The organism is Mesorhizobium sp. M0587 (genome assembly GCF_040320945.1).
Lineage (GTDB): Bacteria > Pseudomonadota > Alphaproteobacteria > Rhizobiales > Rhizobiaceae > Mesorhizobium.
Genome location: NZ_JAMYQP010000003.1, coordinates 64,683 through 89,283, shown reverse-complemented (window position 1 = coordinate 89,283; position 24,601 = coordinate 64,683). Strand labels below are relative to the sequence as shown.

General features: G+C 63.3%; 24 protein-coding genes. 12 read left to right on the top strand and 12 right to left on the bottom strand.

All coding sequences use genetic code 11. The features are described from left to right. Nucleotides 1-10: 10 nt before the first annotated feature. Together NKI49_RS03755 and NKI49_RS03750 are read right to left on the bottom strand one after the other, a co-directional pair. Nucleotides 11-895 carry a DMT family transporter gene (locus NKI49_RS03755; protein ID WP_352599917.1) on the bottom strand — a complete coding sequence of 295 codons (885 nt, stop codon included), beginning with the start codon at nucleotides 893-895 and terminating at the stop codon, nucleotides 11-13. A gap of 198 nt (nucleotides 896-1,093) precedes the next feature. Beyond that, nucleotides 1,094-1,501, bottom strand: coding sequence for a DUF2000 family protein (locus NKI49_RS03750; RefSeq protein ID WP_352599915.1), 408 nt, complete (start codon nucleotides 1,499-1,501; stop codon nucleotides 1,094-1,096). 51 nt (nucleotides 1,502-1,552) lie between these two features. Here NKI49_RS03750 and NKI49_RS03745 point away from each other — a divergent pair, with 51 nt between their 5' ends. Further along, nucleotides 1,553-2,425 (top strand): AraC family transcriptional regulator, encoded by an 873-nt coding sequence (locus tag NKI49_RS03745; protein ID WP_352599913.1) that lies wholly within the window; start codon nucleotides 1,553-1,555, stop codon nucleotides 2,423-2,425. 16 nt (nucleotides 2,426-2,441) lie between these two features. Here NKI49_RS03745 and NKI49_RS03740 read toward each other — a convergent pair whose 3' ends face one another. Beyond that, complete coding sequence (locus NKI49_RS03740; RefSeq protein ID WP_015314298.1) at nucleotides 2,442-2,912, bottom strand: MarR family winged helix-turn-helix transcriptional regulator; 471 nt, start codon at nucleotides 2,910-2,912, stop codon at nucleotides 2,442-2,444. 333 nt (nucleotides 2,913-3,245) lie between these two features. Continuing rightward, a complete protein-coding gene (locus NKI49_RS03735) occupies nucleotides 3,246-3,830 on the bottom strand; it encodes an intradiol ring-cleavage dioxygenase (protein WP_352599910.1) in 585 nt (194 codons plus the stop codon). Between the two features lie 265 nt (nucleotides 3,831-4,095). On the opposite strand from NKI49_RS03735, the gene NKI49_RS03730 reads away from it, so the two are divergent. From NKI49_RS03730 to NKI49_RS03705, 6 genes are all read left to right on the top strand, one after another. Then, entirely contained in the window at nucleotides 4,096-5,151 is a 1,056-nt protein-coding gene (locus NKI49_RS03730; RefSeq protein ID WP_352599908.1) for a CobW family GTP-binding protein, read from the top strand. Nucleotides 5,152-5,154: 3 nt separating this feature from the next. After that, nucleotides 5,155-5,343 (top strand): type II toxin -antitoxin system TacA 1-like antitoxin, encoded by a 189-nt coding sequence (locus tag NKI49_RS03725; RefSeq protein ID WP_352599906.1) that lies wholly within the window; start codon nucleotides 5,155-5,157, stop codon nucleotides 5,341-5,343. Nucleotides 5,344-5,484: 141 nt separating this feature from the next. Then, nucleotides 5,485-6,459: a WD40 repeat domain-containing protein gene (locus NKI49_RS03720; RefSeq protein ID WP_352599904.1), complete on the top strand. Its 975-nt coding sequence runs from the start codon at nucleotides 5,485-5,487 to the stop codon at nucleotides 6,457-6,459. 150 nt (nucleotides 6,460-6,609) lie between these two features. After that, nucleotides 6,610-7,992 (top strand): aspartate aminotransferase family protein, encoded by a 1,383-nt coding sequence (locus NKI49_RS03715; protein WP_352599901.1) that lies wholly within the window; start codon nucleotides 6,610-6,612, stop codon nucleotides 7,990-7,992. A gap of 11 nt (nucleotides 7,993-8,003) precedes the next feature. Continuing rightward, nucleotides 8,004-9,404: a glutamine synthetase family protein gene (locus NKI49_RS03710; protein WP_352599899.1), complete on the top strand. Its 1,401-nt coding sequence runs from the start codon at nucleotides 8,004-8,006 to the stop codon at nucleotides 9,402-9,404. Between the two features lie 62 nt (nucleotides 9,405-9,466). Next, on the top strand, nucleotides 9,467-10,138 hold the full coding sequence (locus tag NKI49_RS03705) for a UdgX family uracil-DNA binding protein (protein WP_352599897.1): 672 nt from the start codon (nucleotides 9,467-9,469) through the stop codon (nucleotides 10,136-10,138). Nucleotides 10,139-10,147: 9 nt separating this feature from the next. Here NKI49_RS03705 and NKI49_RS03700 read toward each other — a convergent pair whose 3' ends face one another. The 4 genes from NKI49_RS03700 to NKI49_RS03685 form a co-directional block, all read right to left on the bottom strand. Further along, a complete protein-coding gene (locus tag NKI49_RS03700) occupies nucleotides 10,148-11,413 on the bottom strand; it encodes a glycerate kinase type-2 family protein (protein ID WP_352599895.1) in 1,266 nt (421 codons plus the stop codon). 49 nt (nucleotides 11,414-11,462) lie between these two features. Then, the gene (locus tag NKI49_RS03695) at nucleotides 11,463-11,969 is read right to left on the bottom strand and encodes a heme-degrading domain-containing protein (RefSeq protein ID WP_352599893.1); all 507 of its coding nucleotides are present in this window, start codon (nucleotides 11,967-11,969) and stop codon (nucleotides 11,463-11,465) included. Nucleotides 11,970-12,045: 76 nt separating this feature from the next. Then, entirely contained in the window at nucleotides 12,046-13,359 is a 1,314-nt protein-coding gene (guaD, locus tag NKI49_RS03690) for a guanine deaminase (RefSeq protein ID WP_352599891.1), read from the bottom strand. A gap of 1 nt (nucleotide 13,360) precedes the next feature. Further along, the gene (locus NKI49_RS03685) at nucleotides 13,361-14,578 is read right to left on the bottom strand and encodes a urate hydroxylase PuuD (RefSeq protein WP_352599888.1); all 1,218 of its coding nucleotides are present in this window, start codon (nucleotides 14,576-14,578) and stop codon (nucleotides 13,361-13,363) included. A gap of 139 nt (nucleotides 14,579-14,717) precedes the next feature. On the opposite strand from NKI49_RS03685, the gene NKI49_RS03680 reads away from it, so the two are divergent. After that, nucleotides 14,718-15,638 carry a LysR family transcriptional regulator gene (locus NKI49_RS03680; RefSeq protein WP_352600140.1) on the top strand — a complete coding sequence of 307 codons (921 nt, stop codon included), beginning with the start codon at nucleotides 14,718-14,720 and terminating at the stop codon, nucleotides 15,636-15,638. Here the strand turns inward: NKI49_RS03680 and xdhC are convergent. The 4 genes from xdhC to uraH form a co-directional block, all read right to left on the bottom strand. After that, a complete protein-coding gene (gene xdhC / locus NKI49_RS03675; RefSeq protein WP_352600138.1) occupies nucleotides 15,613-16,689 on the bottom strand; it encodes a xanthine dehydrogenase accessory protein XdhC in 1,077 nt (358 codons plus the stop codon). The genes NKI49_RS03680 and xdhC overlap by 26 nt on opposite strands. Nucleotides 16,690-16,751: 62 nt before the next feature. Then, the gene (xdhB, locus tag NKI49_RS03670) at nucleotides 16,752-19,091 is read right to left on the bottom strand and encodes a xanthine dehydrogenase molybdopterin binding subunit (RefSeq protein ID WP_352599886.1); all 2,340 of its coding nucleotides are present in this window, start codon (nucleotides 19,089-19,091) and stop codon (nucleotides 16,752-16,754) included. Further along, nucleotides 19,091-20,575, bottom strand: coding sequence for a xanthine dehydrogenase small subunit (gene xdhA / locus NKI49_RS03665; protein ID WP_352599884.1), 1,485 nt, complete (start codon nucleotides 20,573-20,575; stop codon nucleotides 19,091-19,093). The genes xdhB and xdhA overlap by 1 nt, the downstream gene beginning before the upstream one ends. A 3-nt stretch (nucleotides 20,576-20,578) precedes the next feature. Continuing rightward, the gene (gene uraH / locus NKI49_RS03660) at nucleotides 20,579-20,953 is read right to left on the bottom strand and encodes a hydroxyisourate hydrolase (protein ID WP_352599882.1); all 375 of its coding nucleotides are present in this window, start codon (nucleotides 20,951-20,953) and stop codon (nucleotides 20,579-20,581) included. A gap of 220 nt (nucleotides 20,954-21,173) precedes the next feature. Here uraH and puuE point away from each other — a divergent pair, with 220 nt between their 5' ends. The 4 genes from puuE to NKI49_RS03640 are packed head-to-tail and all read left to right on the top strand — an operon-like array spanning nucleotide 21,174 to nucleotide 24,559. After that, complete coding sequence (gene puuE / locus NKI49_RS03655) at nucleotides 21,174-22,592, top strand: allantoinase PuuE (protein ID WP_352599880.1); 1,419 nt, start codon at nucleotides 21,174-21,176, stop codon at nucleotides 22,590-22,592. Nucleotides 22,593-22,602: 10 nt separating this feature from the next. Then, nucleotides 22,603-23,466 carry a bifunctional allantoicase/(S)-ureidoglycine aminohydrolase gene (locus NKI49_RS03650; RefSeq protein WP_352599877.1) on the top strand — a complete coding sequence of 288 codons (864 nt, stop codon included), beginning with the start codon at nucleotides 22,603-22,605 and terminating at the stop codon, nucleotides 23,464-23,466. Beyond that, nucleotides 23,463-23,969 carry an ureidoglycolate lyase gene (locus tag NKI49_RS03645; protein ID WP_352599876.1) on the top strand — a complete coding sequence of 169 codons (507 nt, stop codon included), beginning with the start codon at nucleotides 23,463-23,465 and terminating at the stop codon, nucleotides 23,967-23,969. Before NKI49_RS03650 ends, NKI49_RS03645 begins: the two co-directional genes overlap by 4 nt. After that, nucleotides 23,966-24,559 carry a nucleoside deaminase gene (locus tag NKI49_RS03640; protein ID WP_352599874.1) on the top strand — a complete coding sequence of 198 codons (594 nt, stop codon included), beginning with the start codon at nucleotides 23,966-23,968 and terminating at the stop codon, nucleotides 24,557-24,559. The genes NKI49_RS03645 and NKI49_RS03640 overlap by 4 nt, the downstream gene beginning before the upstream one ends. The last annotated feature ends 42 nt before the right edge of the window (nucleotides 24,560-24,601 follow it).

Below are 24,601 nucleotides of genomic sequence, written 5' to 3'. Positions count from 1 at the left end.
CGAGGCCAAATCAAAGTTTTTTTGCCAGCGCTTGCGCCTCGACATCCGAGGCCGCGCGGCTGCGCAGCCGAAGCCGATGCTCGCGATGGACGATGTAGAGGCCGCTGGCGACGATGATGGCGGCGCCGACCAAAGTCCAGCGGTCGGGAAACTGCTCGAACACGACCCAGCCGGAAAGGATCATCCACACCATCTGCGAATAGGGATAGGGCGCCAGTGCGGTGGTCGTTGCCAGCCGATAGGCCTGGACCAGAAGCCAGTGGCCGACGACGCCGAACACGCCAAGCATGAGCAGGACGAACCAGTGCCAGCCGTCATGCGGCACCGAAACCGAAAACGGCAGCAAGGGCAAAAGCAGCACCGCCGGCGCCAACGCCGAAAACAGGATGAGGCTCTCCGAGGTCTCGGTCGTCGACATGCGGCGCGTCATGATGACGTAGAAGCAGTTCGACAGCATCGAGCCGAGCGCGAAAAGGTGCCCGACGCCGAAGACCCCGACGCCTGGCCGGGTGATGATCAGGACGCCGGCAAAGGCGGCCAGGATCGCCAGCCAGCGCCGCCAACCGGCCCATTCGCCGAGCAGCGGCCCGGCGAGGGCCGTTATCACCATCGGCCCGAAGAAATAGATCGAGGTCGTCTCGGCCAATTGCAGGGATCGCAACGCCAAAACGTTGAACATGGTCGACCCGAACAGGAATACACCGCGCAGGATATGCGCCGGCAGGTTGACCGGGCGAAACCGCGCCGGTTCGCGCCAGCCGCGCAGCAGCGCGCCTACCAGTACGACATGCACGGCAAAACGCACCCAAGCGACGATCAGCGCCGAAATGCCGGCAAGGACGAGATATTTGCTGCTGGTGTCGAGGAAGGTGAAGAAGACATAAGTGGAAAGCATGCACAGGATCGCCACCGGGGGCGTTGCGCTTTCTGGATATCTTTGGGAAGCACTCACTTGCAGGCCGGATGGAAAGCTGGGCTGAGGCCCACCTTTGCGGGAAATGCTGCATGCCGGCAAGCCAATTGTCGCCCGCCGAAACGCCAGAGCCGGCTGGCACAACAACAGTTGTCGGCAGGCTCAGTCCGTCTGCTGGTGCTAGGCGTGCATGCGGGCGCCCTTGGTGATCTTGTCGACGACCTTCTTCTCGCCGCGAAGCGCGATGCCGACCACCTTGGCGTCTTCAGGCGCGACTTCGGCGAAGACGGCGCGGTTGGCCGCGTCAAATCCGGTCGAGAACATCTCCTCGACGTAGAGCGATGTCATCACGCCTCGCTCCAGCGTGCGCCGGTGGATCGTGCCGAGCGTGACCTGGTCGGCCGACAGCACGATAACCGGCTGGACCGATAGCGGATTGTAGAGATTGCCGGCGCGGTCGCGGTAGGGCTCGCCGATGATATCGGGAAACTGGGCGACGATGCCGCTGGTCAGGAAGGCGGTGACGTTGAGCTTCTGCCAGACCGGCAGATCATCCCTGAGCACGATTGCAAATTTCGTATCGAACATGAGACACTGGCCAATTCGAGGTTGCGCCCCAATGCGAGGCTGAAGGAGAACATGCCGCACGATCTAGGCAGCCAAGCCTTCGAGGGTCTTGGACGTTTGTGCGCTGATGCGGCGGAAAACTGCATCATCTCCGCTCCCGACCCTGTCGGCATGGAGCGGATCGAGGCGCGCTTCCGCGGCAACGCGTTCGACCTGCATCGTCACGACACCTATGCGATCGGAGTGACGCTACGAGGCGTGCAGACATTTCGCTATCGCGGCGCTGCGCGCCAGAGCTTGCCTGGCCAGATCATCGTGCTGCATCCCGACGAACTGCATGACGGCGGCGCGGGCACCGAGGATGGGCTGCGCTACCGAATGCTTTATCTCGAACCGTCGATGATGCTCGACTGCCTCGGCCGCGCGTCGCTGCCCTTCGTCGGGGATGCCGTGCTGACGGATGGACGCTTGCGCACGATTTTGCTTTCGGCGCTGGGGCCTTTGCAGCAGGAACTCGATGAACTGTTCGTGGCCGACTTCCTCGCACAATTGATGCAAGGCCTCGCCCACCATGCCGGCCAGCCGGCAAAGCCGATGCCCAGGACGGCATGGCGGGCGGCTGCGCTGGCGCGGGACTATCTGACGGAAAACTTCACTCGCCCGGTGCGTTCCGGCGAACTGGAGGCGATTACCGGGCTGGACCGTTACGGCTTGTCGCGGCATTTCCGCGCCGCCTTCTCCACCAGCCCACATCGTTTCCTGCTGATGCGCCGGCTTCAGAGCGCGCGGCGGATGATCGTGACCGGGGAACCGTTGGCGCAGATCGCCGCCGAGACAGGCTTCAGCGACCAGAGCCATTTCAACAGGCAGTTCAAGAAGGCATTCGGCATGACGCCGGGACGCTGGTCTTCGCTGGTCGGCCGGCCGGCCGCTATGGCGGCCTGATCGCTCGTGCCGACGATCAGTCGTCCGACTCGGCGTCGTCGTCGATCAATACCAGTTCCTCGTTCGACAGGTTGGCCTCGATGCGGGCCAGCAGCTTGAACAGCGCCTTCTGATCCTTCTTGTCGAGACCTTTCAGCGCCTGCTTTTCGGTCTTCTTCACCGATTTCTCGATGGCGCGGATGGTTTCGCGGCCGGTATCGGTGAGGAAGATGTGCGCCTGGCGCGCATCGGAATCGGAGGCGCGCTTTTCCAGAAAACCCTGCGCCTGCAGCCGGTTGATGGTTTTGGTGATGGTCGGCGGGCGCACGCCGAGACGACCGGCAAGATTACCCGGCGTCTGGCCGTCTTCGCGGTCGAGCGCCAGCATGATCTGGTCCTGGCCGGCATAGAAGCCGTGCGCCAGAAGCCGCGCCGCCAGCGCCGTTCTTGCCAGCCTTGCCGCCGAATGCAGCCGGCTCATTGTCGCAGTCTTGTCCGCCTTGGCCATGGTCATCCCTCTTCGGCCGTACCGGTGCGTACAGCATAGACGCAGCCGGCCGGTTGGCAATCGACGATAGAAAAGATTTCCGGCGCCCAAACAGCTTTGCCGGCAAGCATTGTGGTGTCCGCCGTGGCTAATGCCAGATGTTTATTTCAGTTAGATGACAAACGAGTTGTCGCGGCTGGGGGTTTTCGCCGCGGGCGAGCACGAGCGTGAACCTTTCAGCCGGGCTTCACCGCGACAATCATCAGCGCCTGGTAAGCGTCCTCCACCTCGCGCAGTGCGGCCTGCGACAGCGATCCGGCTTGGCTGGCGATGCCGTCGCTGGCGTTCGAGGTGTCACGTCATAGCGGGCCGGTCATCGTAGGGCGCGACGGCGGTGAAGATCTGCTCGCTGAGGCTGTCGGGGAAAAACAACTGGCCGGTCATCACCGAATTGCCGTCGGGGAAGACCTTGAAGTGGATATGAGTGGTTCGGCCGCGATACCAGCCGGGATAGATGGTGTCGAAGGAAACGATGCCGCTGGCGTCAGTCCTTTGCCAGCCGCGCAGAAACGTCTGACCCGACGTGTCGACATCCCTGCCGTCACCTTGTCCGGGGTAGCCCGAATAGGCGCCTTGTGCATCGCAATGCCAGATGTCGACGCGAACGCCGGCGAGCGGGTGGCAGGCCGCGTCGACGACCTGCAGCCGGACGTCAAGGGCTATGCCCTTCTTGCCTTCGGTAATTTCGGCACGTTCGAGCTTCGGGTCGAAGTAGAACGGTCCCTCGGTCACCTCGGGCGTTATGGCACAGATGCCGGCGCCGGATTCGAACAAAGCCAGCCCGGCGTAGGGCGAGGCCTTGGCGGGCGAAGATCGAGTGGCCGAAGACTGGGCGGCTGGTGCCGCGGCCGGCAGGAAGACACCGCCGCTGGCGGTCACCGCTATAAAGCCAAGCGCGCTGCGCCGGCTCAACGCAAGGAGGATGGCTTGTCGGACATTTCGTGCCTCTCGATTGGCGTCGCATTGCCTCCCGCTCTCTCATCTAGGCGAGGATGGCGGCTCTCGCCAATGAATTCGGTAATGTCGGCAAGCCTGTTTGGACCATCGGTTTGCCTCGTGCAAAAGCCCGACGCACATCCTATATGGAGCCGACAATCCCTTTTCCGAGGGCCGTTCTGGCGGCCCAGTCACTTCGAGGCAAGCCATGAGCGACGCACAGACGCAGATCCCCGTAACCGTTCTCACCGGCTATCTCGGCGCCGGCAAGACGACGCTGCTGAACCGCATCCTGTCGGAAAACCACGGCAGGCGTTACGCCGTCATCGTCAATGAATTCGGCGAGATCGGCATCGACAACGACCTGATCGTGGAGTCCGACGAGGAAATCTACGAGATGAACAATGGCTGCGTCTGCTGCACGGTGCGCGGCGACCTGATCCGTGTCGTCGAAGGCCTGATGCGCCGGCCGGGCCGCTTCGACGCCATTGTGGTCGAGACCACTGGGCTCGCCGATCCGGTGCCGGTGGCGCAGACCTTCTTCATGGACGACGACGTGCGCTCCAAGACCAGGCTCGACGCAGTGGTGGCGCTGGTCGACGCCAAGCATCTGCCGCTGCGGCTCAAGGATTCCAGGGAAGCCGAGGACCAGATCGCCTTCGCCGACGTCGTCGTGCTCAACAAGACCGACCTCGTCACCCCCGAAGAACTCGCCAAGGTCGAAGCGACGATCCGCGCCATTAATCCGGCGGCAAGGATCCATCGTACCACTCGTGCCGGCGTCGCCCTGTCCGAAGTGCTCGACCGTGGCGCCTTCGACCTGTCCAGGGCGCTGGAGAACGACCCGCATTTTCTCGAGGCGCATGACGATCATGATCATCATGACCACGACCATGACGGCCACGATCACCACCATGATCATGACGGGCACGACCACCACCATCACGCGCATCCTTCCGACATCCATGACGTGACGGTGCAGTCGGTGTCGCTGCGCGGCGGCGAGATGGATCCGAAGAAATTCTTCCCTTGGATCGAGAAGGTCACCCAGATGGAAGGCCCGAACATCCTGCGGCTGAAAGGCATTATCGCGCTCAAGGGCGACGACGAGCGCTATGTCATCCAGGGCGTGCACATGATCATCGAGGGCGACCACCAGCGCGCCTGGAAAGACGGTGAGAAACATGAGAGCCGGCTGGTGTTCATCGGCCGCGAACTCGACGCCGAGCGGCTGAAGAAGAGCTTCGACGCCTGCCAGGCGTAGTGGTTGTTCGGCGGGGAGCAGGTGATGCCCAGATCTACCGATGGCAAAACCGAGCAGGTCGCGATCGATGCGGCCGAGCCCGTGAAGGTATCTGCTCGCGATTTCGCGCGCATCCTTTATCTACTGCGGCGCACGCCCAAACCCAACGCCAAGTTGCGCAAGGCGATGGCGACGTTGCCTAACACGCTGTGACGTTCTCCATGATCGCGAAACAGCGCGATTGGATCTCCTTGGATGCCGATCCCTCCGATTGTCAGCACGGTTGCCGGAACCGCAAACGTCGAGTAAGCCCGAGCCGCGTCTGCAATCCCGTTCAGCCAAGCAAAGATAACCATGCCAACCGTCGCCCCGCTTGATCTCGAAGGCCATTGCGTCACCGCCGTCTTCCTCGGTGACGTGCCGCATTTCGCGCTGGCCGACGGCGCCGTGCACCGGCTCGATCATGGCCACAAGACAATGCAGGCCAATGACGGGTTGCTCGCCGCCTTCCATGATGTCGCCAACGACCGGCTGATCACTGGCGGCGAGGACGGCAAGGTGTTTGCCGTGAAGGCCGGGGGCGAGGCCACCGAACTGACCAGTACCGGAAAGAAGTGGATCACCAGCGTCACCGCCGGGCCGCAAGGCGCTATCGCCTATGCGACGGGCAAGACCGCCTTCGTGCGCTTTGCCGACGGCAAGACCAGGGAGTTCGTGCATCCGCGTTCGGTCGAGGGGCTGGCCTTCTCGCCCAAGGGCATGCGTTTCGGTGTTGCTCGCTACAATGGCGCGACGCTGCATTTCCCGGCGGCCGAGGGCAAGCCGGTCGAACTGGAATGGGCCGGCGCCCATACCGGCATCACCTTCTCGCCCGATGGCGCCTTCGTTGTCACCACCATGCAGGAAAACGCGCTGCACGGCTGGAAGTTGGCCGACGGCAAGCACATGCGCATGAGCGGCTATCCCGGCAAGGTCAAAAGCCTGTCGTGGAGCGTGAAAGGCAAATGGCTGGCGAGTTCAGGCGCGCCGGCCGCGATCGTCTGGCCGTTTTCGGGCAAGGACGGCCCGATGGGCAAAGCGCCGCTCGAGCTCGGCACGCGCGGCAACGCCATGGTGACATCAGTCGCCTGCCACCCGAGCCAGGATGTCGTCGCCGTCGGCTATGATGACGGCATGGTGATGGCCGTGCGGTTTTCCGACGCAAAGGAGGTGCTGCTGCGCCGGCCGGGCAAGGGCGCCATCACCTCGATGATGTGGGACAAGGAAGAACGCCGCGTCGCCTTCGGCAGTGCTGCCGGCGACTGCGGCGTCATCGACATCACGGCGTAAGGGAATAAGGCAGTAGGAAGGGCAAAGTAGACCTGCGCCTGAACACTGCCCTACTGCCCTACTCCCGTCTGAGCCAACGCAGAGTAGACGCGCGGCCAATTGCGGTTGCGGCCACTCATTGGCTAAGAGTGACCGACGACGGGGGCTTTCATGCACGGCAACGGCACTTCACAGACGTCCATCGGCGGCATCGGCCGCGGCCGCATTGCCGAATTGCGCGAGACCGAGGGGGCAGCCTTCCGCAAGGCGCGGCCGAAATCGCAGGCCAAGGCCGGCAACGGCCTGCCGGGTTTCTTCGGCGGCGTGCCTATGCACTGGATGAACGACTGGCCGACGCCGTTTCCGATCCTGGTCGACAGCGCCAAAGGCGCCACCATCACCGACATCGACGGTATCAAGCTCGACGATTTCTGCCTGGGCGACACCGGTTCGATGTTCGGCCACTCGCCACCGCCGGTGGCACGCGCGATCCGCCGCCAAGCGGGGCGCGGCCTGACCTATATGCTGCCTTCGGAAGATGCGCTCGCCATCGGGCCGTTGCTGGAACAGCGTTTCGGCCTGCCGTTCTGGCAGATCGCGACGACGGCGACCGACGCCAACCGCTTTGCCTTGCGCGTTGCGCGCGCCATTACCGGGCGGGAAAAGATTCTCGTCTTCAACGGCTGTTACCACGGCTCCGTCGACGAGACTATGGTGCGGCTGATCGACAGAAAGCCGGTCAACCGGCCGGGACTGGCGGGCGAATTCCGCGACCTGACCAAAACGGCGAAGGTCATCGAATTCAACGACGTTGCCGCGCTGGAAGCCGCGCTCAAGGACGGGGATGTCGCCTGCGTCATCGCCGAGCCGGTGCTGACCAATTCCTGCATGGTGCTGGCCGATCCTGGTTTCCACGACGCGCTGCGCAAGCTGACGCGCGAAACCGGCACACTGCTCCTGATCGACGAGACGCACACGATCTCGACCGGCCCCGGCGGCTACACCAGGAAACACGGGCTCGATCCGGACTTTTTCGTACTGGGCAAGCCGATCGCCGGCGGCGTGCCGGCAAGCGTGTGGGGCATGAGCGACGAGGTCGCCTCGCGCTACGGCGCCTACAACAGAGCGAAAGAGCCCGGTTATTCCGGCATGGGCACGACGCTCTCGGCCAATCCGCTCCAGTTCGCGGCGATGCGCGCCACGCTCGAAGAGGTGATGACGGCGGAGAATTATGACCGCATGGACCATCTTGCGCGGCGGCTCGATGCCGGGCTGACCGGCGTGATCGACCGCTACCGCCTGCCCTGGCATGTTGCCCGCGTCGGTGCCCGTGTCGAGTTCATCTGCGCACCCGGCCCCTTGCGCAACGGCGCCGAAGCGGAGGTGGCGCATGCGCCGGAACTGGAGGCGGCCATCCATGTCGCGCTGGTCAATCGCGGCGTGCTGATCGCGCCGTTTCACAACATGATGCTGATCTCGCCGGCGACCACAGGCGCTCAGGTCAACCGGCTGATCACCGCCTTCGCTGCGGTTGCGGCGAAGCTTGCGGCATGAGACAAGCGGCCATGGACAACGCCATCGTGACCTCCCCTTCGGGGTCTTCGCCCACCGAGGCGCAAGCCTTTCTCGACGCTCATCCCGAGATCGAAGCTTTCGATATCGTGCTGACCGACGCCAATGGCGTCGGCCGTGGCAAGATCGTGCGCCGGCACGAGCTGAAAAGCATTTTCGAAGGCGGCCGGCATATGCCGATCTCGATCCTCGGCCTCGACATCACCGGCGAGGATGTGCACGAGACCGGACTGATCTGGACCACAGGCGACGGCGATCTCAGGGCATGGCCGATCCCGGGCACGCTGGTGCCGCTCTACGGCACGAACCCGCCGCGCGGCCAGCTCCTGATGGCGATGTATCACCTCGACGGCCAGCCGATGTCGTCGGATCCGCGCCTGGCGCTGGCGCGACAAGTCGACATCCTTGCGGCCAAGGGTCTCTATCCGGCCGGCGCCTTCGAGCTCGAATTTTTTCTCCTTGCCAATGAGCGCGATGCCGACGGCAAGGTGCAGCCGGCGCGCGCCGTGCTCGACGGACGTATCTCGGGCAAGACCGAGGTCTATTCCGTCGACCATCTGCACGGAATGGAGCCGCTGTTCTCCGACATCTATGCAGCAGCCAAAGCGCAAGGCATTCCGGCCGAGACGGTGATTTCCGAATATGCGCCCGGCCAGTACGAATTGACGCTGAATTACCGCAAGGACGTGATGCGGGCGGCCGACGATCTGGTCATGCTGAAGCGGCTGGTGCGGGCGCAGGCGCGCCGCCATGGCGTCACCGCCTGCTTCATGGCCAAGCCGATCGAAAAATATGCTGGTTCCGGCATGCATTTCCACGTCTCGCTCCAGGACAAGGCGGGCAAGAACGTCTTTGCCGAGGCCGGCGGCGAAAGCTGGTCGTTGCCGCTGCTGCGCGGTCTCGGCGGACTGATCCAGACGATGGCCGAATCGATGCTGGTGTTTGCGCCGCACGCCAATTCCTGGCGACGCTTCGTCTCGCAATCCTATGCGCCGGTGGCGCCGAGCTGGGGCGTCAACAACCGGTCGGTGGCGCTGCGCGTGCCGGCGGGCGACGCCAGGAACCGGCGCATCGAGCATCGGCCGTCGGGCGTCGACGCCAATCCGTATCTGATCGCGGCAACGGTGCTCGCCGGTATCGTCAAAGGCCTAGACGAAGGCCTCGATCCCGGCCCCGAAACGACCGGAAACGGCTATGAGGCAGCGGTGACGCGCACGACCATGCCGGTCGACTGGCGCGCCGCCATCGAAGCGGCCAGGGCATCCAGCTTCCTCAAGGGCGCGCTCGGCGAGGATCTGCACCGCACCTTCGTGGCGATCAAGCAGTCCGAATATCTGCGCGTGGCGCGCACGGTCAGCGAACTGGACTATCACCTCTATCTGCACGAGGTCTGAGACCTCGGAGGAACCATCGTCCGTCCCGTCCATTTCAGTGTCAGAACCGATAGGACAGGATGATGGTGACGACAGGCCAACCGCATGAGGCGAAAAGGCCCGCCAGGCGTGTTTCCGGGCCGACCGACGAGCTGTTGCCGGACGTCACCTCGATTTCGGAGCTGCGCGAGGTAGCGAAGGCTTGCCACCGCTGCCCCTTGTGGCGCGATGCGACGCAGACCGTATTCGGCGAAGGACCTGACCGCGCCAGGGTGATTTTCGTCGGCGAGCAGCCCGGCGATCAGGAAGATCTCGCCGGCACCCCCTTCGTTGGCCCGGCGGGCAGGATCTTCGACGCCATACTGGATGACGCCGGGGTCGACCGCCAGAAGGTCTACGTCACCAACGCGGTCAAGCATTTCAAGTTCGAGCCGCGCGGCAAGCGGCGCATTCACTCCAAGCCGAATGCCGGCGAGGTTCAGGCGTGCCGCTGGTGGCTCGACCAGGAGTTCGAGCTGATCAAGCCGAAACTGGCCGTGGCGCTCGGCGCGACAGCGGCATTGTCGCTGCTGGGCAAGGCGGTTCCGGTGATGAAAATGCGCGGCCAGGCGATCGAGCGTGCGGATGGCATGCGTGTGTTCATTACCATCCATCCCTCCTTCATTCTGCGTATCCGCGAGCGTGCGGACAAGGAAGCCGAGCGTGAGCGGTTCCTGCACGACATGAAGCAGGTGAAGCAACTGATGGCCGCCTGATCCGAGCGCCTACCGGATCAGGATCGCCCTGAGATCGTTGACATTCGTGCCGGTCGGACCGGGAACGAACAGATCGCCAACCGCGTTGAAAGCCTTCCAGGCATTGTTGCCGGCGAGCATCGCCTTGGCATCGGCCCCAGCCGCTCGCATGCGCGCCACCGTCGAGCCATCGGCGAAGGCGCCGGCATTGTCTTGCGAACCGTCGATGCCGTCGGTATCGGCGGCCAGCGCGTGAACGCCTTGCGTGCCGTTGATGCCTAGGGCGAAGGCAAGCAGGAATTCCGAGTTGCGGCCGCCTTTGCCCTTCGCACGCAGCGTCACCGTGGTCTCGCCGCCCGACAAGATCAGCACCGGCTTGCGAAACGGACGATCGCGTGTCGCCACTTCGCGTGCGATGGCGGCATGCACGCCGCCGACCTCGCGCGCTTCGCCTTCGATGGCATCGGAGAGAATGACGGCCTCTATGCCCTGTCGCCTGGCTTCGGCTGCCGCGGCTTCGAGCGAGACGCCGGCGGAGGCGATCAGATGCACCTCGTTGCGCGCAAAGCGCTTATTCCCCGGACTTGGCGCATCGGCGGCCGGCGAATTGATGTGCGCCATGACCGGGGCCGGCAGGTTCATGCCATAGGCTGCTATCGACGCCAGCGCGTCCTCGCGGCTGCCTGTGTCGGGCACTGTCGGACCGGAGGCGACCAGCGCCGGATTGTCGCCGGGGATGTCGGAAACGACCAGCGACACCACCTTGGCCGGCCAGGCGGCGGCAGCCAGCCGGCCGCCCTTGATGGTCGAGACATGCTTGCGGATGGTGTTCATCGCCGTGATCGGCGCGCCGGACGCAAGCAGCGCCTCGTTGACGGCGATCTCATCCGCCAGCGTCAGGCCATCGGCAGGCGATGGCAGCAGCGCCGAACCACCGCCGGAAATCAGCGCCACGACCAGATCATCCGCTGTCAGGCCCTGGACTTTCCCGAGCAGGCGGCGCGAGGCCTCGAGCCCTTTGGCGTCAGGCACCGGATGCGCCGCCTCGATGATCTCGATGCGCTTGCATTTCGCGCCATAGCCATAGCGGGTGACGACCAGTCCTTCGATCGGACCGTCCCAGACTTTCTCGAAAGCCGCCGCCATCTGCGCCGAACCTTTTCCCGCGCCTATGACGATGGTGCGGCCTTTGGGCTTGGCCGGCAAATGATCCCGGATGGTTCTTTCGGGATCGGCGGCAGCGACGGCTGCGTTGAAGATGGAAATGAGGAAGGATTTGGGATCGAGAATGGTCATATCTGGCCGCTATCAGCGTCGCGCGTGTTCTTGCAGGGCAGCGCCAACGTCACGACTTTGTTTCCGGTGGCAGCACCAGCGTGCGCTTGTCGGCGCCCAGATGATCGCAGATCGCATCGACCACCACGCCGTGATCCTCGCGCTCCGGCAGCCCGGAGACGGCGATGACGCCAATGACGCCGACGCCCTTGACCGCAACCGGAAAGCCGCCGCCAGCAAGCACGTAGTCGGCAATATCCAGGCCTTCACCGATCTTGAAAGTGCGGTCGGGGCGCTGCTGTTCCAGCACCATGCGGTAGGTGCTTTTAAGGAACCGCTTGACGACGTTGGTCTTGCGCCGCGCCCAGTCGGGATTGGAAGCGTTCGAGCCCGGCATGGCGGCATAGAACAGCGGCCGGTCGAAGGTCCTGATGTCGACGATAACAGGCATGTTTTCGGCGAGGGCCCGGTCGCGGATGGCCGAACCGATCTTGAAAGCGACAGCCTCATCGAAGGCCGGGAAGACAAGGGTCTCTTCCTGTCTCTTGATCAGAGCGATGTCTTCGGCAACGGCCATGTCGTTCCTCTGTCAACTTCGCTGCACGCTTTGACCGATGGCCGCCGCCTGGTCAAGCAAGGAACGCCGTAGCGTTCTAAATTGCTAGATCGGTCTTGGCCGGCCGACCCGCCATATAAACCTCGCGCACGGCGCGATCGTCGCCCAGCGTCTGGAGGAGAAAAAGTTCCTGCGCCAGCGTCTCGACGGTCTCCATCCTGAGCCGCATCGCCGGCGTTGCCCTGGCGTCGAGCACGACGATGTCGGCATCGGTGCCTTCGTCCAGCGTGCCGATCTTTTCCGCCACCGACAGCGCCTCGGCATTGCCGCGTGTCATCTGCCAGAAGGACTGGAACGGGTTGAGCTTCTCGCCATTCAGCGCGATCACCTTGTAGCCCTCGTCCATGGTGCGCAGCATGGAGTAGTTGGTGCCGCCGCCGACATCTGTGGCGGCCGCGATCCGAAGCGCTTTGTCACGCCTGCGGTAGCGCTGGTAATCGAACAGGCCGGAGCCGAGGAACAAGTTCGAGGTCGGGCAGAACACGGCCACCGAGCCGCTGTCCGAAAGCGCATCCGCCTCGCGCTCCGATAGATGGATGCAATGGCCGAACAGGCTCTTCTTGCCCAACAACCCGTAGTGTTCGTAAACGTCGGTGTAGTCGCGCGACCGCGGATAGAGTTCCTGGGTGAAGGCGATCTCGGCGTGGTTTTCCGATAGATGCGTCTGCATGTGCAGGTCGGCATGTTCGCGGCAGAGCGCGCCGGCCATCTCCATCTGTTCGGGCGACGAAGTGATGGCGAAGCGTGGCGTGATGGCATAGTGCTGCCGGCCCTTGCCGTGCCATTCCGCGATCAGCGCCTTAGTATCGTCATAGCCGGATTGAGGCGTGTCGAGCACGCCGTCGGGCGCATTGCGGTCCATCATCACCTTGCCGGCGATGTTGAGCATGTTGCGGTCGTGCGATTCGGCGAAGAAGGCTTCGGCGGAAGCCTTGTGCACCGAGCAATAGGCGACAACCGTCGTAGTGCCGTGGCGCACCATTTCGTCGAGGAACAGCCGGGCAATGCGGCGGCCATGCTGCGCGTTGGCGAACTTCGTCTCTTCCGGAAAAGTGTAGGTGTTGAGCCAGTCGAGCAGTTCGGCGCCATAGGAGGCGATGATCTGCATCTGCGGAAAATGCACATGGGCATCGATGAAGCCCGGCAGCAGAAGATGCGGCCGGTGGTCGATTTTTTTTGCGTCCTCTCCAGCCTGTTTCTCGACATCGGCATAGGCGCCGGCGGCGGCGATCCTGCCATCGCGGATCAGCAGACCGCCATCCTCCTCGTAACGCCAGGCAGAGTGGTCGTCGATGGTCTCGGGCCAACGCACAAAGGACAGCGTGCGGCCGCGCAGAAGTGTCGAGGTCATGCTATTTCCCCGCGCCTTCGAACCAGGCCACCAGCAGCGCCCGCTCCTTGTCGGTAATCTGCGAAACATTGGCCGGCGGCATGGCGTGGCTGCGGCCCGCCTGCAGATAGATCTCGCGGGCGTGGTTGGCGATATCGGCGTCCGTGTCCAACATCACCCCCTTGGGCGCATGGTAGATCCCTTCATAGACCGGCTCCTGCGCATGGCACATCGAGCAACGACCGAGCACGGTGTCGCGCACGGCCGGGAAATGCGACGAGGCGACATAGATTTGCGCCGAGGCGGCTTCCCGGGGCTCTCCTGTCAGCACCTTGGGCGCGGTCGATAGCCAGATGATGATGACGAAAAGCACAAGCGCCGCCATCCAGGTCCAGGTCGGGTTGCCCTTGCGCGCATGGATGCTGTTGAAATAGTGCCGGATCAGCACGCCGATGATGAACACCAGCGAGGCGATGACCCAGTTGAACTGGGTGCCGAAGGCCAGTGGATAATGGTTCGACAGCATCAGGAACAGCACCGGCAGCGTCAGGTAGTTGTTGTGGAGCGAGCGCTGCTTGGCGATCTTGCCGTATTTCGGATCGGGCTTGCGGCCGGCGATGAGGTCGGCGACGACGATTTTCTGGTTGGGAATGATGACCATGAAGACATTGGCCGACATGATCGTCGCGGTAATGGCGCCCAGATGCAGGAAAGCGGCGCGGCCGGTGAACAGATGGGTCAACCCCCAGGCGATGAACACCAGCACGCAGTAGAGCACCAGCATCAGGCCGGTGTCGCTTTTGCCAAGCGGCGAGCGGCACAACAGGTCGTAGACCACCCAGCCGACGCCGATCGTCGCCAGGGACAGCAGGATGCCGACCGGCACCGACATTGGCAGCACGTTGGGGTCGATCAGGAACAGATCGGCACCGGCATAGTAGACGACACACAGCATGGCGAAGCCGGACAGCCAGGTGGCGTAGGATTCCCATTTGAACCAGGTCAGGTGCTCGGGCATTTCGGCCGGCGCCACCAGATATTTCTGGACATGGTAGAACCCGCCGCCGTGCACCTGCCATTCCTCGCCGAAGGCACCGGCGGGCATGCCCGGACGCTGGCGCAAGCCGAGATCCAGCGCGACGAAGTAGAACGACGAGCCGATCCAGGCGATGCCGGTGATGACATGCAGCCAGCGCATGGCGAAGTTCAGCCAGTCCCAGAAAATCGCGAAATCCATCATTGAAGTCGTCCCTGCCGATTGGGTGACTTTACGGGCTGGAGCGCAAACGGAAAGAGGCGAGGCGCACCAGGACTTTCAAAAAAAAATGGAAAATACTAGGGTAGTTCCACGCAGCCGCATGAAAGCCACGGAACGCCGCATGGCCTATCTCGACAACATCGCCGTCTTCGTCCGCGTCGTCGAGCTCGGCAATCTGTCGGCGGCGGGCCGCGACATGCGCATTTCGCCGGCGGTCGCCTCCAACCGGATCAAGGAACTGGAGAAGCATCTTGGCGTGCGGCTGTTCAACCGCACCACACGGCAATTGATGCCGACCGAACATGGCACGGTTTTTTATTCAGGCGCCAAGCAGGTGCTGGAGGCGATCACCGAGGCCGAGGCGGCGGTTTCAGCACTTTCCGGCCAGCCGCGAGGCACCATCCGGGTAACGGCGCCACTCGGCCTCGGCCGCCGGCTGGTGGCCTCGGGCATTCCCGATTTCCACGACAAATACCCTGATATCGAGGTACGGCTCAGGCTCTCGGACCACAATGTCGACATCATGAAGGAAGGGATCGACGTCGCCTTCCGGCTCGGCATCATCGAGGATTCCAGTCTCAGGATGCGCGGCATAATGGAATGCGAACGCGTGCTGGTGGCGGCGCCGAAGTATCTGGAGGCGCGCGGCGAACCGGTCGAGCCGCAGGAGCTGATCGGCAAGAAGCACGACTGCCTGATGCTGCGCTATTCCGGTGCGCGCGAATATGTATGGACGCTGCAAACCCCGGCCGGCCCGCAGAAATTCGAAGTGCACGGTCCCTACGACACCGACGATGGCGATGTGCTGACCGGCTGGGCGCTATCGGGCCGCGGCATCATCAACAAGCCGCGCTTCGAGGTCGAGCCGTTCATCCGAGACCGGCGGCTGAAGGTGATCCTGAGCAACACGCCGCCGACGCCGGTGCAGTTCGCAGCCGTCTATCCGCACAAGAAGCTGCAGGACCCCAAGGTGCGGCTGCTGCTCGACTTCATGGCCGAGCGCTGCCAGCGGCTGATCAACGATATTCTTGCCGGCAAATAGGGCTGGCCGGCAAATAGGGCTGGTCGGCATTTGACGCTGCGGCGTGAACGGCCAGAGCCGTCATGATCTCGGCGGCGGCCAGCGCCGCGATGACTTGCGGGCGCTTGTCCCTAACGGCGTCGCCGCCGATCGGCGAGACGAGACGGGCAAATTCCGCTTCGCTGCCATCCGCCGATTTCAGGAACCAGTTCCTGAACGTCGCTTTCTTGGTCTTCGAGCCGATCATGCCGACATAGGCCGCATCGCCGCGTTTCAGCGCTTCGGCGACGATCAGGAAATCCAGTGCGTGATCGTGCGTCAGAATAGCGAACGCCGTGCCGGCCGGAGCGTTTCGCACCTCGGCCTCGGGCATCGGCGTCAGCCGCGTCTCGACGGTTTCGGGCATGCCCTCCAGCGCCTCGGCTCGCGTCTCGATCACGACGCCATGCACGGGAAGAAGCGACACCGCCGTGGCTAGTGCCTGGCCGACATGGCCGCCGCCGAAGATGTAGACACGCGGCAGGTGGGCTTCTTCCGCTTCCGCGGCGGCAATCAGTTCCTGCGCCAACTTCGCATCGACGAGACGGATCAGCACTTCGACACGCCCGCCGCAGCACTGGCCAATTTCGGGGCCGAGAGGAATGTCTAACGTGGTGCCGGTCTTAGCAGGCTCGCGCTGCCCCTCATCGCCCTGCCGGGCACTTCTCCCCGTATAGTGACGGGGAGAAGAGGCTGCACCGATGGTTTCGCCGATTGTTGACGTTCCAATATGGGAGCCAAGGTTGCGGCCAGCCCCTTTCTCCCCGTCCCTATACGGGGAGAAATGTCCGGCAGGACAATGAGGGGCGGTGCCAACGTCAGAAGACAAAGCGCTCAACATTTCCCGCGCCTTGTCGATGGCCATAAACTCAAGCTGGCCACCGCCAATGGTCCCGAAAAGCCCAGCCTGCGAGACGAGCATGAAGACGCCCTTCTCGCGTGGCGTCGAGCCTTTGGTGCCGGCCACCTCGACCAGGGCAACCCGACCGGTTTGGCCTAGAAAGGCTTTCAGGCTTTGTACTTTCGACATCATCATTCGCATTCCCGTGCGGGAAATATAGAGTTTCTCAGCCCGGTTTGCACGTTTTGCCGGACTCAGGCCTCGGCTTTCAGGCGCTCGATCGCCATCAGCACCCGCTCCGGCGTTGCCGGGGCATCGAGACGCGGGCAGATCCTGTGATCGGCGACGCTTGCCACCGCGTCCGACAATGCATGCAGCACGGACATTGCCAGCGGGAATGGCGGCTCGCCGACCGCCTTGGAGCGGTGGATCGTCGGCTCGCCCGCTTCCGACCAGTCGGCCAGCGTCACGTTGAAAATTTTCGGCCGGTCGGAGGCAAGCGGGATTTTGTAGGTCGACGGCGCATGTGTGCGCAGCTGCCCTTTGGTGTCCCACCACAATTCCTCCGTCGTCAGCCAGCCCATCCCCTGGATGAAGCCACCCTCGACCTGGCCGAGGTCGATGGCGCGGTTCAGCGAGCGGCCGGTCTCGTGCAGGATGTCGGTGCGCTCGACCATGTATTCGCCCGTCAGCGTGTCGACCGAGACTTCAGAGCACGAGGCGCCATAGGCGAAATAGTAGAAGGGACGGCCTTCGCCCTTGTCGCGATCCCAGTGGATTTTCGGCGTCTTGTAGAAACCGGCCGCCGAGAGCTGAATGCGCGCCATATAGGCCTGCTTGACGAGGTCGGCGAAGGCAATCTCCTGATTGCCGATGCGGACCCGGTTGGGCAGGAACAGCACCTGGTCGCGCGGCACCTGGTATCTCTCGGCGGCGAAGTCGATGAGCCGGTCCTTGATTTGCCGTGCACCGTTCCGTGCCGCCATGCCGTTGAGATCGGTGCCGGACGAGGCTGCCGTGGCGGAGGTGTTCGGCACCTTGCCGGTGGTGGTCGCGGTGATCTTCACGTGGTCGAGGTCGATCTGGAACTCTTCCGCCACCACCTGCGCGACCTTGACATAAAGGCCTTGGCCCATCTCGGTGCCGCCATGGTTCAGATGGACCGAACCATCGGTATAGACATGCACCAGCGCACCGGCCTGATTGTAATGCGTGGCGGTGAACGAAATGCCGAACTTGACCGGCGTCAGCGCCAGGCCGCGCTTGATGAAACGGCTGTTGGCGTTAAAGGCCGATATCTCGCGCCGCCGCCGCGCGTAGCTGGCGCTCTGCTCCAGTTCGGCGACAATGCGGTGGATGATGTTGTCCTCGACCGTCTGGTGGTAGGGCGTGACGTTACGGTCGCTGGTGCCGTAAAAATTCTTTTTACGGATTTCGAGCGGATCCTTGCCGACGGCAAAGGCAACCTCATCGATGACGCGTTCGGCGCCGACCATGCCTTGCGGGCCGCCGAAACCACGGAAAGCGGTGTTCGACACGGTGTTGGTGTAGAGCGGCGCCGATTGCGCATGCACCGCCGGCCAGAAATAGGTGTTGTCGCAATGGAACAGAGCGCGGTCGGTGACGGGTCCGGACAGATCCGCCGAGAAACCGCAGCGCGCCGCGAACATGAAATCGACGCCGAGAACATTGCCGTCATCGTCGAAGCCGACTTCGTAGTCGACGAGGAAATCGTGTCGCTTGCCGGTGGCGATCATGTCGTCGTCGCGGTCGGGACGGATTTTTACCGCGCGATGGTGCTTCTTGGCGGCGATCGCTGCCAATGCCGCAAACTGATTGCCTTGCGTTTCCTTGCCGCCGAAGCCGCCACCCATGCGGCGGATTTCCACCGTGACGGCGTTGCTCGGCACGCCGAGCGCATGGCTGACCATGTGCTGGATTTCGCTCGGATGCTGGGTCGAGGAATAGATGGTGACGTCCTGGTCCTCGCCGGGTACGGCCATGGCAATGTGGCCTTCGAGATAGAAATGCTCCTGGCCACCGATGCGCATTTTTCCTTTCAGCCGGCGCGGCGCTGCCTTGATCGCAGCGGCCGCATCGCCGCGCTTCAGGGTCAGAGGCGGCGTGACGAGCTTGTGCTCCTTCGGATCAAGCTCGCCAATATCGGTGACGAAAGGCAATTCCTTGTATTCGACCCGGGCCAGTCTGGTGGCGCGGCGTGCCTGCTCGCGGGTTTCGGCAATGACGCAGAAGATCGGCTGACCGTGGAACTGCACCTTGTCGTCGGCCAGCACCGGCTCGTCGTGACGGCCGGTCGGCGAAATGTCGTTTTCGCCAGGAACATCCTTTGCCGTCAGCACATCAACGACGCCGGCGGCAGTACGCACCGCCGACAGGTCCATCTTGACGATCGTGGCATGCGTTGCAGTCGAAAGCCCGAGGCACCCATGCAGCGTGCCTGCCGGTTCCGGCATGTCGTCGATATAGACCGCCGTGCCGCTGACATGCTTATGCGCGGAATCATGGCGCTGGTCGGTGGCGACACCGCCGGCGATCTTTTCAGCCTTGAGGTTTGACGTGGCGTGCTTGTTCATCACGCCGCCTCGTGCCTTGAAACCTGGATCGGCTCTTTCGAGCCGCTGGTCTCGGCGAAGAAGCGCAGCAAAAGGTTGCGCGCCGCCAGCGCCCGGTACTCCGCCGAAGCCCGCATATCGGTGAGGGGCGTGAAATCCTTGGGATACTCTGCCATCGCCGCTTCAACCGTCTGTTCGCTCCACGGCTTGCCGAGCAGCGCTTTTTCGACGGCCGCAGCCCGCTTCGGCGTTGCCGCCATGCCGCCATAGGCGATCCGGATGTCCGCGACCGTGCCGTCCTTGGCCAAGGTCAGGAAAAAGGCGCCGAGCGCCGCCGTGATGTCTTCGTCGCGCCGCTTGGTGATCTTGTAGACGGCGAACTTCGTTTCGTTTGCCGGTACAGGTACATGAACGGCCTCGACGAATTCGCCAGGCTGCCGGTCCTGCTTGCCATAGGCGATGAAGAAGGTTTCCAGCGGGATCGTGCGCCGCTTGTTGCCCTTGCGCAGTGTCAGCCGTGCGCCTAGTGCAATCATCGGCGGCGGCGTGTCGCCTATCGGTGAGCCATTGGCGATGTTGCCGCCGATGGTGCCCATGTTGCGCACCTGTTCGCCGCCGATGCGATCGAACAACGGTCCCAGCGCCGGGATGCGTTTGGCGAGCGTCGAGAAGGTTTCGGAGTAAGTAACGCCGGCGCCGATGGTGATGACGTCCTTGTCTTCGGAAATGGTGCAAAGCCCGTCGAGATCGCCGATGAAGATCACCGGCGAGATGTCGCGCATATGCTTGGTCACCCACAGGCCGACGTCGGTCGAGCCGGCAACGATGGTGGCGCCAGGTTCCTTCTCCAGCACGGCGGCGAAATCATCAACGTCAGCCGGCACGACGAACCGCGCCTTGCCGGTGCCGATCTCGACACGGGCGCCGTCATGCATGGCCTCGAGCCTGGCCGTGATCGCCTTGCGCTCCGCGGCCAGCGGGTCCTTCGCCGCGTTCCCGTAGCTGGAAATGGCGCGGGCGGCGCGCATGATTGCCTCATAGCCGGTGCAGCGGCAGAGATTGCCTTGCAAGGCTTTTTCTATCGCCTCGTTCGACGGATCTGGTGATTTCATCCACAGACCGTAAAGCGACATGATGAAGCCCGGCGTGCAGAAACCGCATTGCGAGCCGTGGAAATCGACCATCGCCTGCTGCACCGGGTGCAACTGGCCTGGCTCGCCACGCAGATGCTCGACGGTGACGACATGGGTGCCGTCGAGCGAACCCAGGAAGCGAATGCAGGCGTTGACGCTTTCATAGACCAGCCCGCCACCGGCCGAGAGCTTGCCGACCAGCACGGTGCAGGCGCCGCAATCGCCCTCGGCGCAGCCTTCCTTTGTGCCGCGCAGCGAGCGGTCGAGCCGCAGCCAGTCGAGCAAGGTCGCATCCGGGGCCACCGACGAAAGCACGACGTCCCCACCATTGAGAATGAAGCGGATGTCGTTACGGATCTTGACCTTGGCCATGCCTCAGCTCCCCCTGTACGTCGAATAGCCATAGGGCGAAACGAGCAGCGGTACGTGATAGTGCACCGGCTCGGCCATGCCGAAGCGGATCGGCACACTGTCGAGAAAGGCCGGCTCCGGCAAATCCGTTCCCAAACCTCGCAGATAGTCGCCGGCGGCAAATACCAGTTCGTACTCGCCGATGCGGAACTCGCCTCCCGCCAGCAACGGCGCGTCGCAACGGCCATCGGCATTGGTGACGACGGTCTTCAGATGTGTCCGCGCATGGCCATCGAGGCGATACAGCGCGATCGACAGGCCGGCCGCCGGCTTGCCGGTCGCCGTGTCCAAAACATGGGTCGTCAGGCGCCCGCCATCGGCTTTCGACGTTTCTGCCATTGGCCGCCTCCCATTCCAATGCGAACGAACTGGTCCAATACGAATGAACTGCCCGCTACAGTGAACAACACTGATGAATTGTGCGCCAATTAAAGGCGATGCATAAGTCCCGGTCGAGCGGAGTGCGACAAAAACACTTTCAAAAATTTTCGGGGGAATGCGCGAGCGTTCCTTTCGATATCCTGATCAAAATTGGGGGCGATGCCCGGCGGGAGAGACGATGCGTTACACCAGGGACATGCGCGGCTACGGAGCCAATCCGCCGGATCCGAAATGGCCTGGCGGTGCGCATGTCGCCGTACAATTCGTCGTCAACTACGAAGAGGGCGGCGAGAACTGCGTGCTGCATGGCGACAAGGCCTCTGAGGCCTTCCTGTCGGAGATCGTCGGCGCCGCGCCCTGGGTAGGCCAGCGCCACTGGAACATGGAATCGATCTACGAATACGGCGCCCGCGCCGGCTTCTGGCGACTCCATCGCCTGTTCAGCGAGGCCGAGGTGCCGGTGACCTGTTATGGCGTTGCCACCGCGCTTGCGCGCTCGCCAGACCAGGTCGCCGCGATGCAGGAAGCCGGCTGGGAAATAGCCTCGCATGGGCTAAGATGGATCGACTACCGGGACCACAGCCCCGAGGACGAACGCCGTGATCTCGAAGCGGCGATCCGCCTGCATTACGAAGTGACCGGCGAGCGCCCGACCGGCTGGTACACGGGCCGCACTTCGGTCAACACGGTGCGTCTGGTGGCCGAAGAAGGCGGCTTCGACTACGTGTCTGATACCTATGACGACGAACTGCCCTATTGGTTCGAGCATGCCGGCGGCAGCCAGCTCATCATCCCCTACACGCTCGACGCCAACGACATGCGCTTCGCCACGCCGCAAGGTTTCAACTCGGGGGACCAGTTCTTTGCCTACCTGAAAGACAGTTTCGACACGCTGTACGCCGAAGGCAAGGCAGGCCGGCCGCGCATGATGAACATCGGCCTGCATTGCCGGCTGGTCGGGCGCCCGGGCCGCGTGGCGGCGCTGAAGCGCTTCGTCGATTATGTGAAGTCGCACGACAGGGTCTGGCTCGCGCGACGCATCGACATCGCCCACCATTGGCAAGAGAACCATCCCTACCAGCCGCCGGCGCTCAGGCCCTCGAAGATGGAGTTCGAGACGTTCGTCCACACGTTCGGCGGCGTTTTCGAGCATTCGCCGTGGATCGCCGAACGCGCCTATGAGCTGGAACTGGGCCCGGCGCACGACAGTTCGGGTGGCCTGCACAATGCGCTCTGCCGCGTCTTCCGCTCCGCCAGCGAGACCGAACGGCTCGGCGTGCTCAACGCCCATCCCGACCTTGCCGGCAAGCTGGCCAGCGCCAGGCGGCTGACGGCGGAATCGACCCGGGAACAGGCCTCGGCCGGCCTCGACGCGTTAACCGACAAGGAGCGCGAACTGTTCTCCAAGCTCAACGCCGCCTACGTCACCACTTTCGGCTTCCCCTTCATCATCGCGGTGAAGGGCAAGACTAAGGAGGCGATCCTGGCAGAATTCGAGGCGCGCATCGGCAACAGCCGCAGCGTTGAATTCGAGACCGCCTGCAAACAGGTCGAGCGCATCGCGCTGCTCCGCCTCAGGGATATGTTACCGCAATAGGTTTGAACCCATGGATACGATCAGGATGCCCGAGCGAACCTATTATGCGCCGCAAGGCGGCCATTCCGGACAGAGCGAACTGCTGACAGGCCGCGCCGTCTTCACCGATGCCTATGCCGTCATCCCCAAGGGCGTGATGCAGGACATCGTCACCAGCGCTCTGCCGTTCTGGGACAAGACCCGCGTCTGGATCCTGTCGCGGCCGTTGTCCGGGTTCGCCGAGACGTTTTCGCAATATATTGTCGAGGTCGCGCCCGGTGGCGGCAGCGATCGGCCGGAGCCCGATGAAGGGGCCGAGGGCGCACTGTTCGTGGTCGAAGGCGAATTGACGGTCCTGGTTGCCGGCAAAAAGCATAATCTAAGGCCGGGCGGCTTTGCCTTCCTGCCGCCGGCGAGCGGCTGGACGGTTCGCAACGAAAGCAAGGCCGATGTCCGCTTCCACTGGATTCGCAAGGCTTACGAAGCCGTCGACGGCATAGAAGCGCCTGAAGCCTTCTTCACCAACGAACAGGAGATCGCACCGTCACCGATGCCCGGTACCGAGGGCCGCTGGGCGACGACGCGTTTCGTCGATCCGAACGATATGCGCCACGACATGCACATGACCATTGTTACGCTCGAGCCGGGCGCCGTCATTCCTTTCGCCGAGACCCATGTCATGGAGCACGGCCTCTACGTGTTGGAGGGCAAGGCGGTTTATCGGCTCAACCAGGACTGGGTCGAGGTCGAGGCCGGCGATTATATGTGGCTACGCGCCTTCTGCCCGCAGGCCTGCTATGCCGGCGGCCCGGGAAAATTCCGCTATTTGCTCTACAAGGACGTCAACCGCCACGCCAAGCTCGGCGGCGCCGGCATCGCAAGGCGGGCGCCGTGACCCGCATCGTCGCGCGGCCGCTGACCCGCGAGAGCTTTGCCGCATTCGGCGACGTCATCGACATGAGCGGCGACAACCACTACCCGATCAATGGCGGCAAGGCTGAGCGCTACCACGATCTCGCCACCGCCGAAGCGACGGGGCCGAACGGGCGCGTGCTGATCTCGATGGTGCGCGGCACGCCATACGATTTGCCGCTGAATCTGACGATGGTCGAGCGGCACCCCTTCGGCAGCCAGGCCTTCATCCCGCTATCGCCGCGGCCGTTCCTGGTCGTCGTCTGCCATGATGGCGCCGAGGGGCCGGGCGACCCGCATGCCTTCATCACTGCGCCCGGACAAGGGATAAATTATCGCCGCAATCTCTGGCACGGCGTGCTGATGCCGCTCGGCGAGCCTCAGGATTTTGTGATCGTCGACCGTGGCGGCGACGGCTCCAATCTCGAGGAGTTCCATTTCTCGCACCCCTACGAGATCCATCTCTCCGACGAGACCCGGTCATGACCGACATTTCGCTGATCGACCGCCTGCTCGATGTGATCGAGCACGACATCGTGCCGAAAACGGCCGATGGTGTCGCCCTCGGCAACAAGCTGTTCGGCGCGGCGATCCTGCGCAAGGACGACCGTTCGCTGGTGCTGGCCGAAACCAACAACGAGATGGAGAACCCGCTCTGGCACGGTGAGGTGCATTGCCTGAAACGCTTCTACGAAATGCCTAAGGCGGAGCGCGTCGACACTGCTGACGCCATTTTTCTCGCCACACACGAACCCTGCTCGCTCTGCCTGTCGGCGATCACCTGGACCGGCTTCGACAATTTCTACTATCTGTTCAGCCACGAGGATTCGCGCGACAGCTTCGCCATCCCGCACGATCTGAAGATCCTGAAAGAGGTCTTCACTCTCGATCCCGGCGGCTACAATGCCGAGAACGCCTATTGGAAGAGCTTTTCGATCCGCCGGCTGGTGCGGGCGCTGCCCGAGGCCGAGCGCCAACGGCTGGAAGCACGCATCGGCAGGATTTCGGCGCGCTACGATGAATTGTCTGAGGCCTATCAGGAGAGCAAGGCCGACAACGACATTCCGCTGAATTGAGGGTGTGGAGCGGACTGGGCACAGGTCGCATTTTTCGCTGCT

Bases quoted from the DNA above. Each gene is read 5' to 3' on its own strand.
- NKI49_RS03705 (WP_352599897.1), top strand. From the start codon at position 9,467: ATGGTGACGACAGGCCAACCGCATGAGGCGAAAAGGCCCGCCAGGCGT.
- NKI49_RS03730 (WP_352599908.1), top strand. From the start codon at position 4,096: ATGAGCGACGCACAGACGCAGATCCCCGTAACCGTTCTCACCGGCTAT.
- xdhB (WP_352599886.1), bottom strand. From the start codon at position 19,091: ATGAACAAGCACGCCACGTCAAACCTCAAGGCTGAAAAGATCGCCGGC.
- NKI49_RS03715 (WP_352599901.1), top strand. From the start codon at position 6,610: ATGCACGGCAACGGCACTTCACAGACGTCCATCGGCGGCATCGGCCGC.
- NKI49_RS03710 (WP_352599899.1), top strand. From the start codon at position 8,004: ATGGACAACGCCATCGTGACCTCCCCTTCGGGGTCTTCGCCCACCGAG.
- NKI49_RS03680 (WP_352600140.1), top strand. From the start codon at position 14,718: ATGGCCTATCTCGACAACATCGCCGTCTTCGTCCGCGTCGTCGAGCTC.
- NKI49_RS03695 (WP_352599893.1), bottom strand. From the start codon at position 11,969: ATGGCCGTTGCCGAAGACATCGCTCTGATCAAGAGACAGGAAGAGACC.
- NKI49_RS03700 (WP_352599895.1), bottom strand. From the start codon at position 11,413: ATGACCATTCTCGATCCCAAATCCTTCCTCATTTCCATCTTCAACGCA.
- guaD (WP_352599891.1), bottom strand. From the start codon at position 13,359: ATGACCTCGACACTTCTGCGCGGCCGCACGCTGTCCTTTGTGCGTTGG.
- xdhC (WP_352600138.1), bottom strand. From the start codon at position 16,689: ATGATGTCGAAAGTACAAAGCCTGAAAGCCTTTCTAGGCCAAACCGGT.
- NKI49_RS03650 (WP_352599877.1), top strand. From the start codon at position 22,603: ATGGATACGATCAGGATGCCCGAGCGAACCTATTATGCGCCGCAAGGC.
- NKI49_RS03755 (WP_352599917.1), bottom strand. From the start codon at position 895: ATGCTTTCCACTTATGTCTTCTTCACCTTCCTCGACACCAGCAGCAAA.
- NKI49_RS03720 (WP_352599904.1), top strand. From the start codon at position 5,485: ATGCCAACCGTCGCCCCGCTTGATCTCGAAGGCCATTGCGTCACCGCC.
- uraH (WP_352599882.1), bottom strand. From the start codon at position 20,953: ATGGCAGAAACGTCGAAAGCCGATGGCGGGCGCCTGACGACCCATGTT.
- NKI49_RS03740 (WP_015314298.1), bottom strand. From the start codon at position 2,912: ATGGCCAAGGCGGACAAGACTGCGACAATGAGCCGGCTGCATTCGGCG.
- xdhA (WP_352599884.1), bottom strand. From the start codon at position 20,575: ATGGCCAAGGTCAAGATCCGTAACGACATCCGCTTCATTCTCAATGGT.
- NKI49_RS03640 (WP_352599874.1), top strand. From the start codon at position 23,966: ATGACCGACATTTCGCTGATCGACCGCCTGCTCGATGTGATCGAGCAC.
- NKI49_RS03745 (WP_352599913.1), top strand. From the start codon at position 1,553: ATGCCGCACGATCTAGGCAGCCAAGCCTTCGAGGGTCTTGGACGTTTG.
- NKI49_RS03750 (WP_352599915.1), bottom strand. From the start codon at position 1,501: ATGTTCGATACGAAATTTGCAATCGTGCTCAGGGATGATCTGCCGGTC.
- NKI49_RS03685 (WP_352599888.1), bottom strand. From the start codon at position 14,578: ATGATGGATTTCGCGATTTTCTGGGACTGGCTGAACTTCGCCATGCGC.
- puuE (WP_352599880.1), top strand. From the start codon at position 21,174: ATGCGTTACACCAGGGACATGCGCGGCTACGGAGCCAATCCGCCGGAT.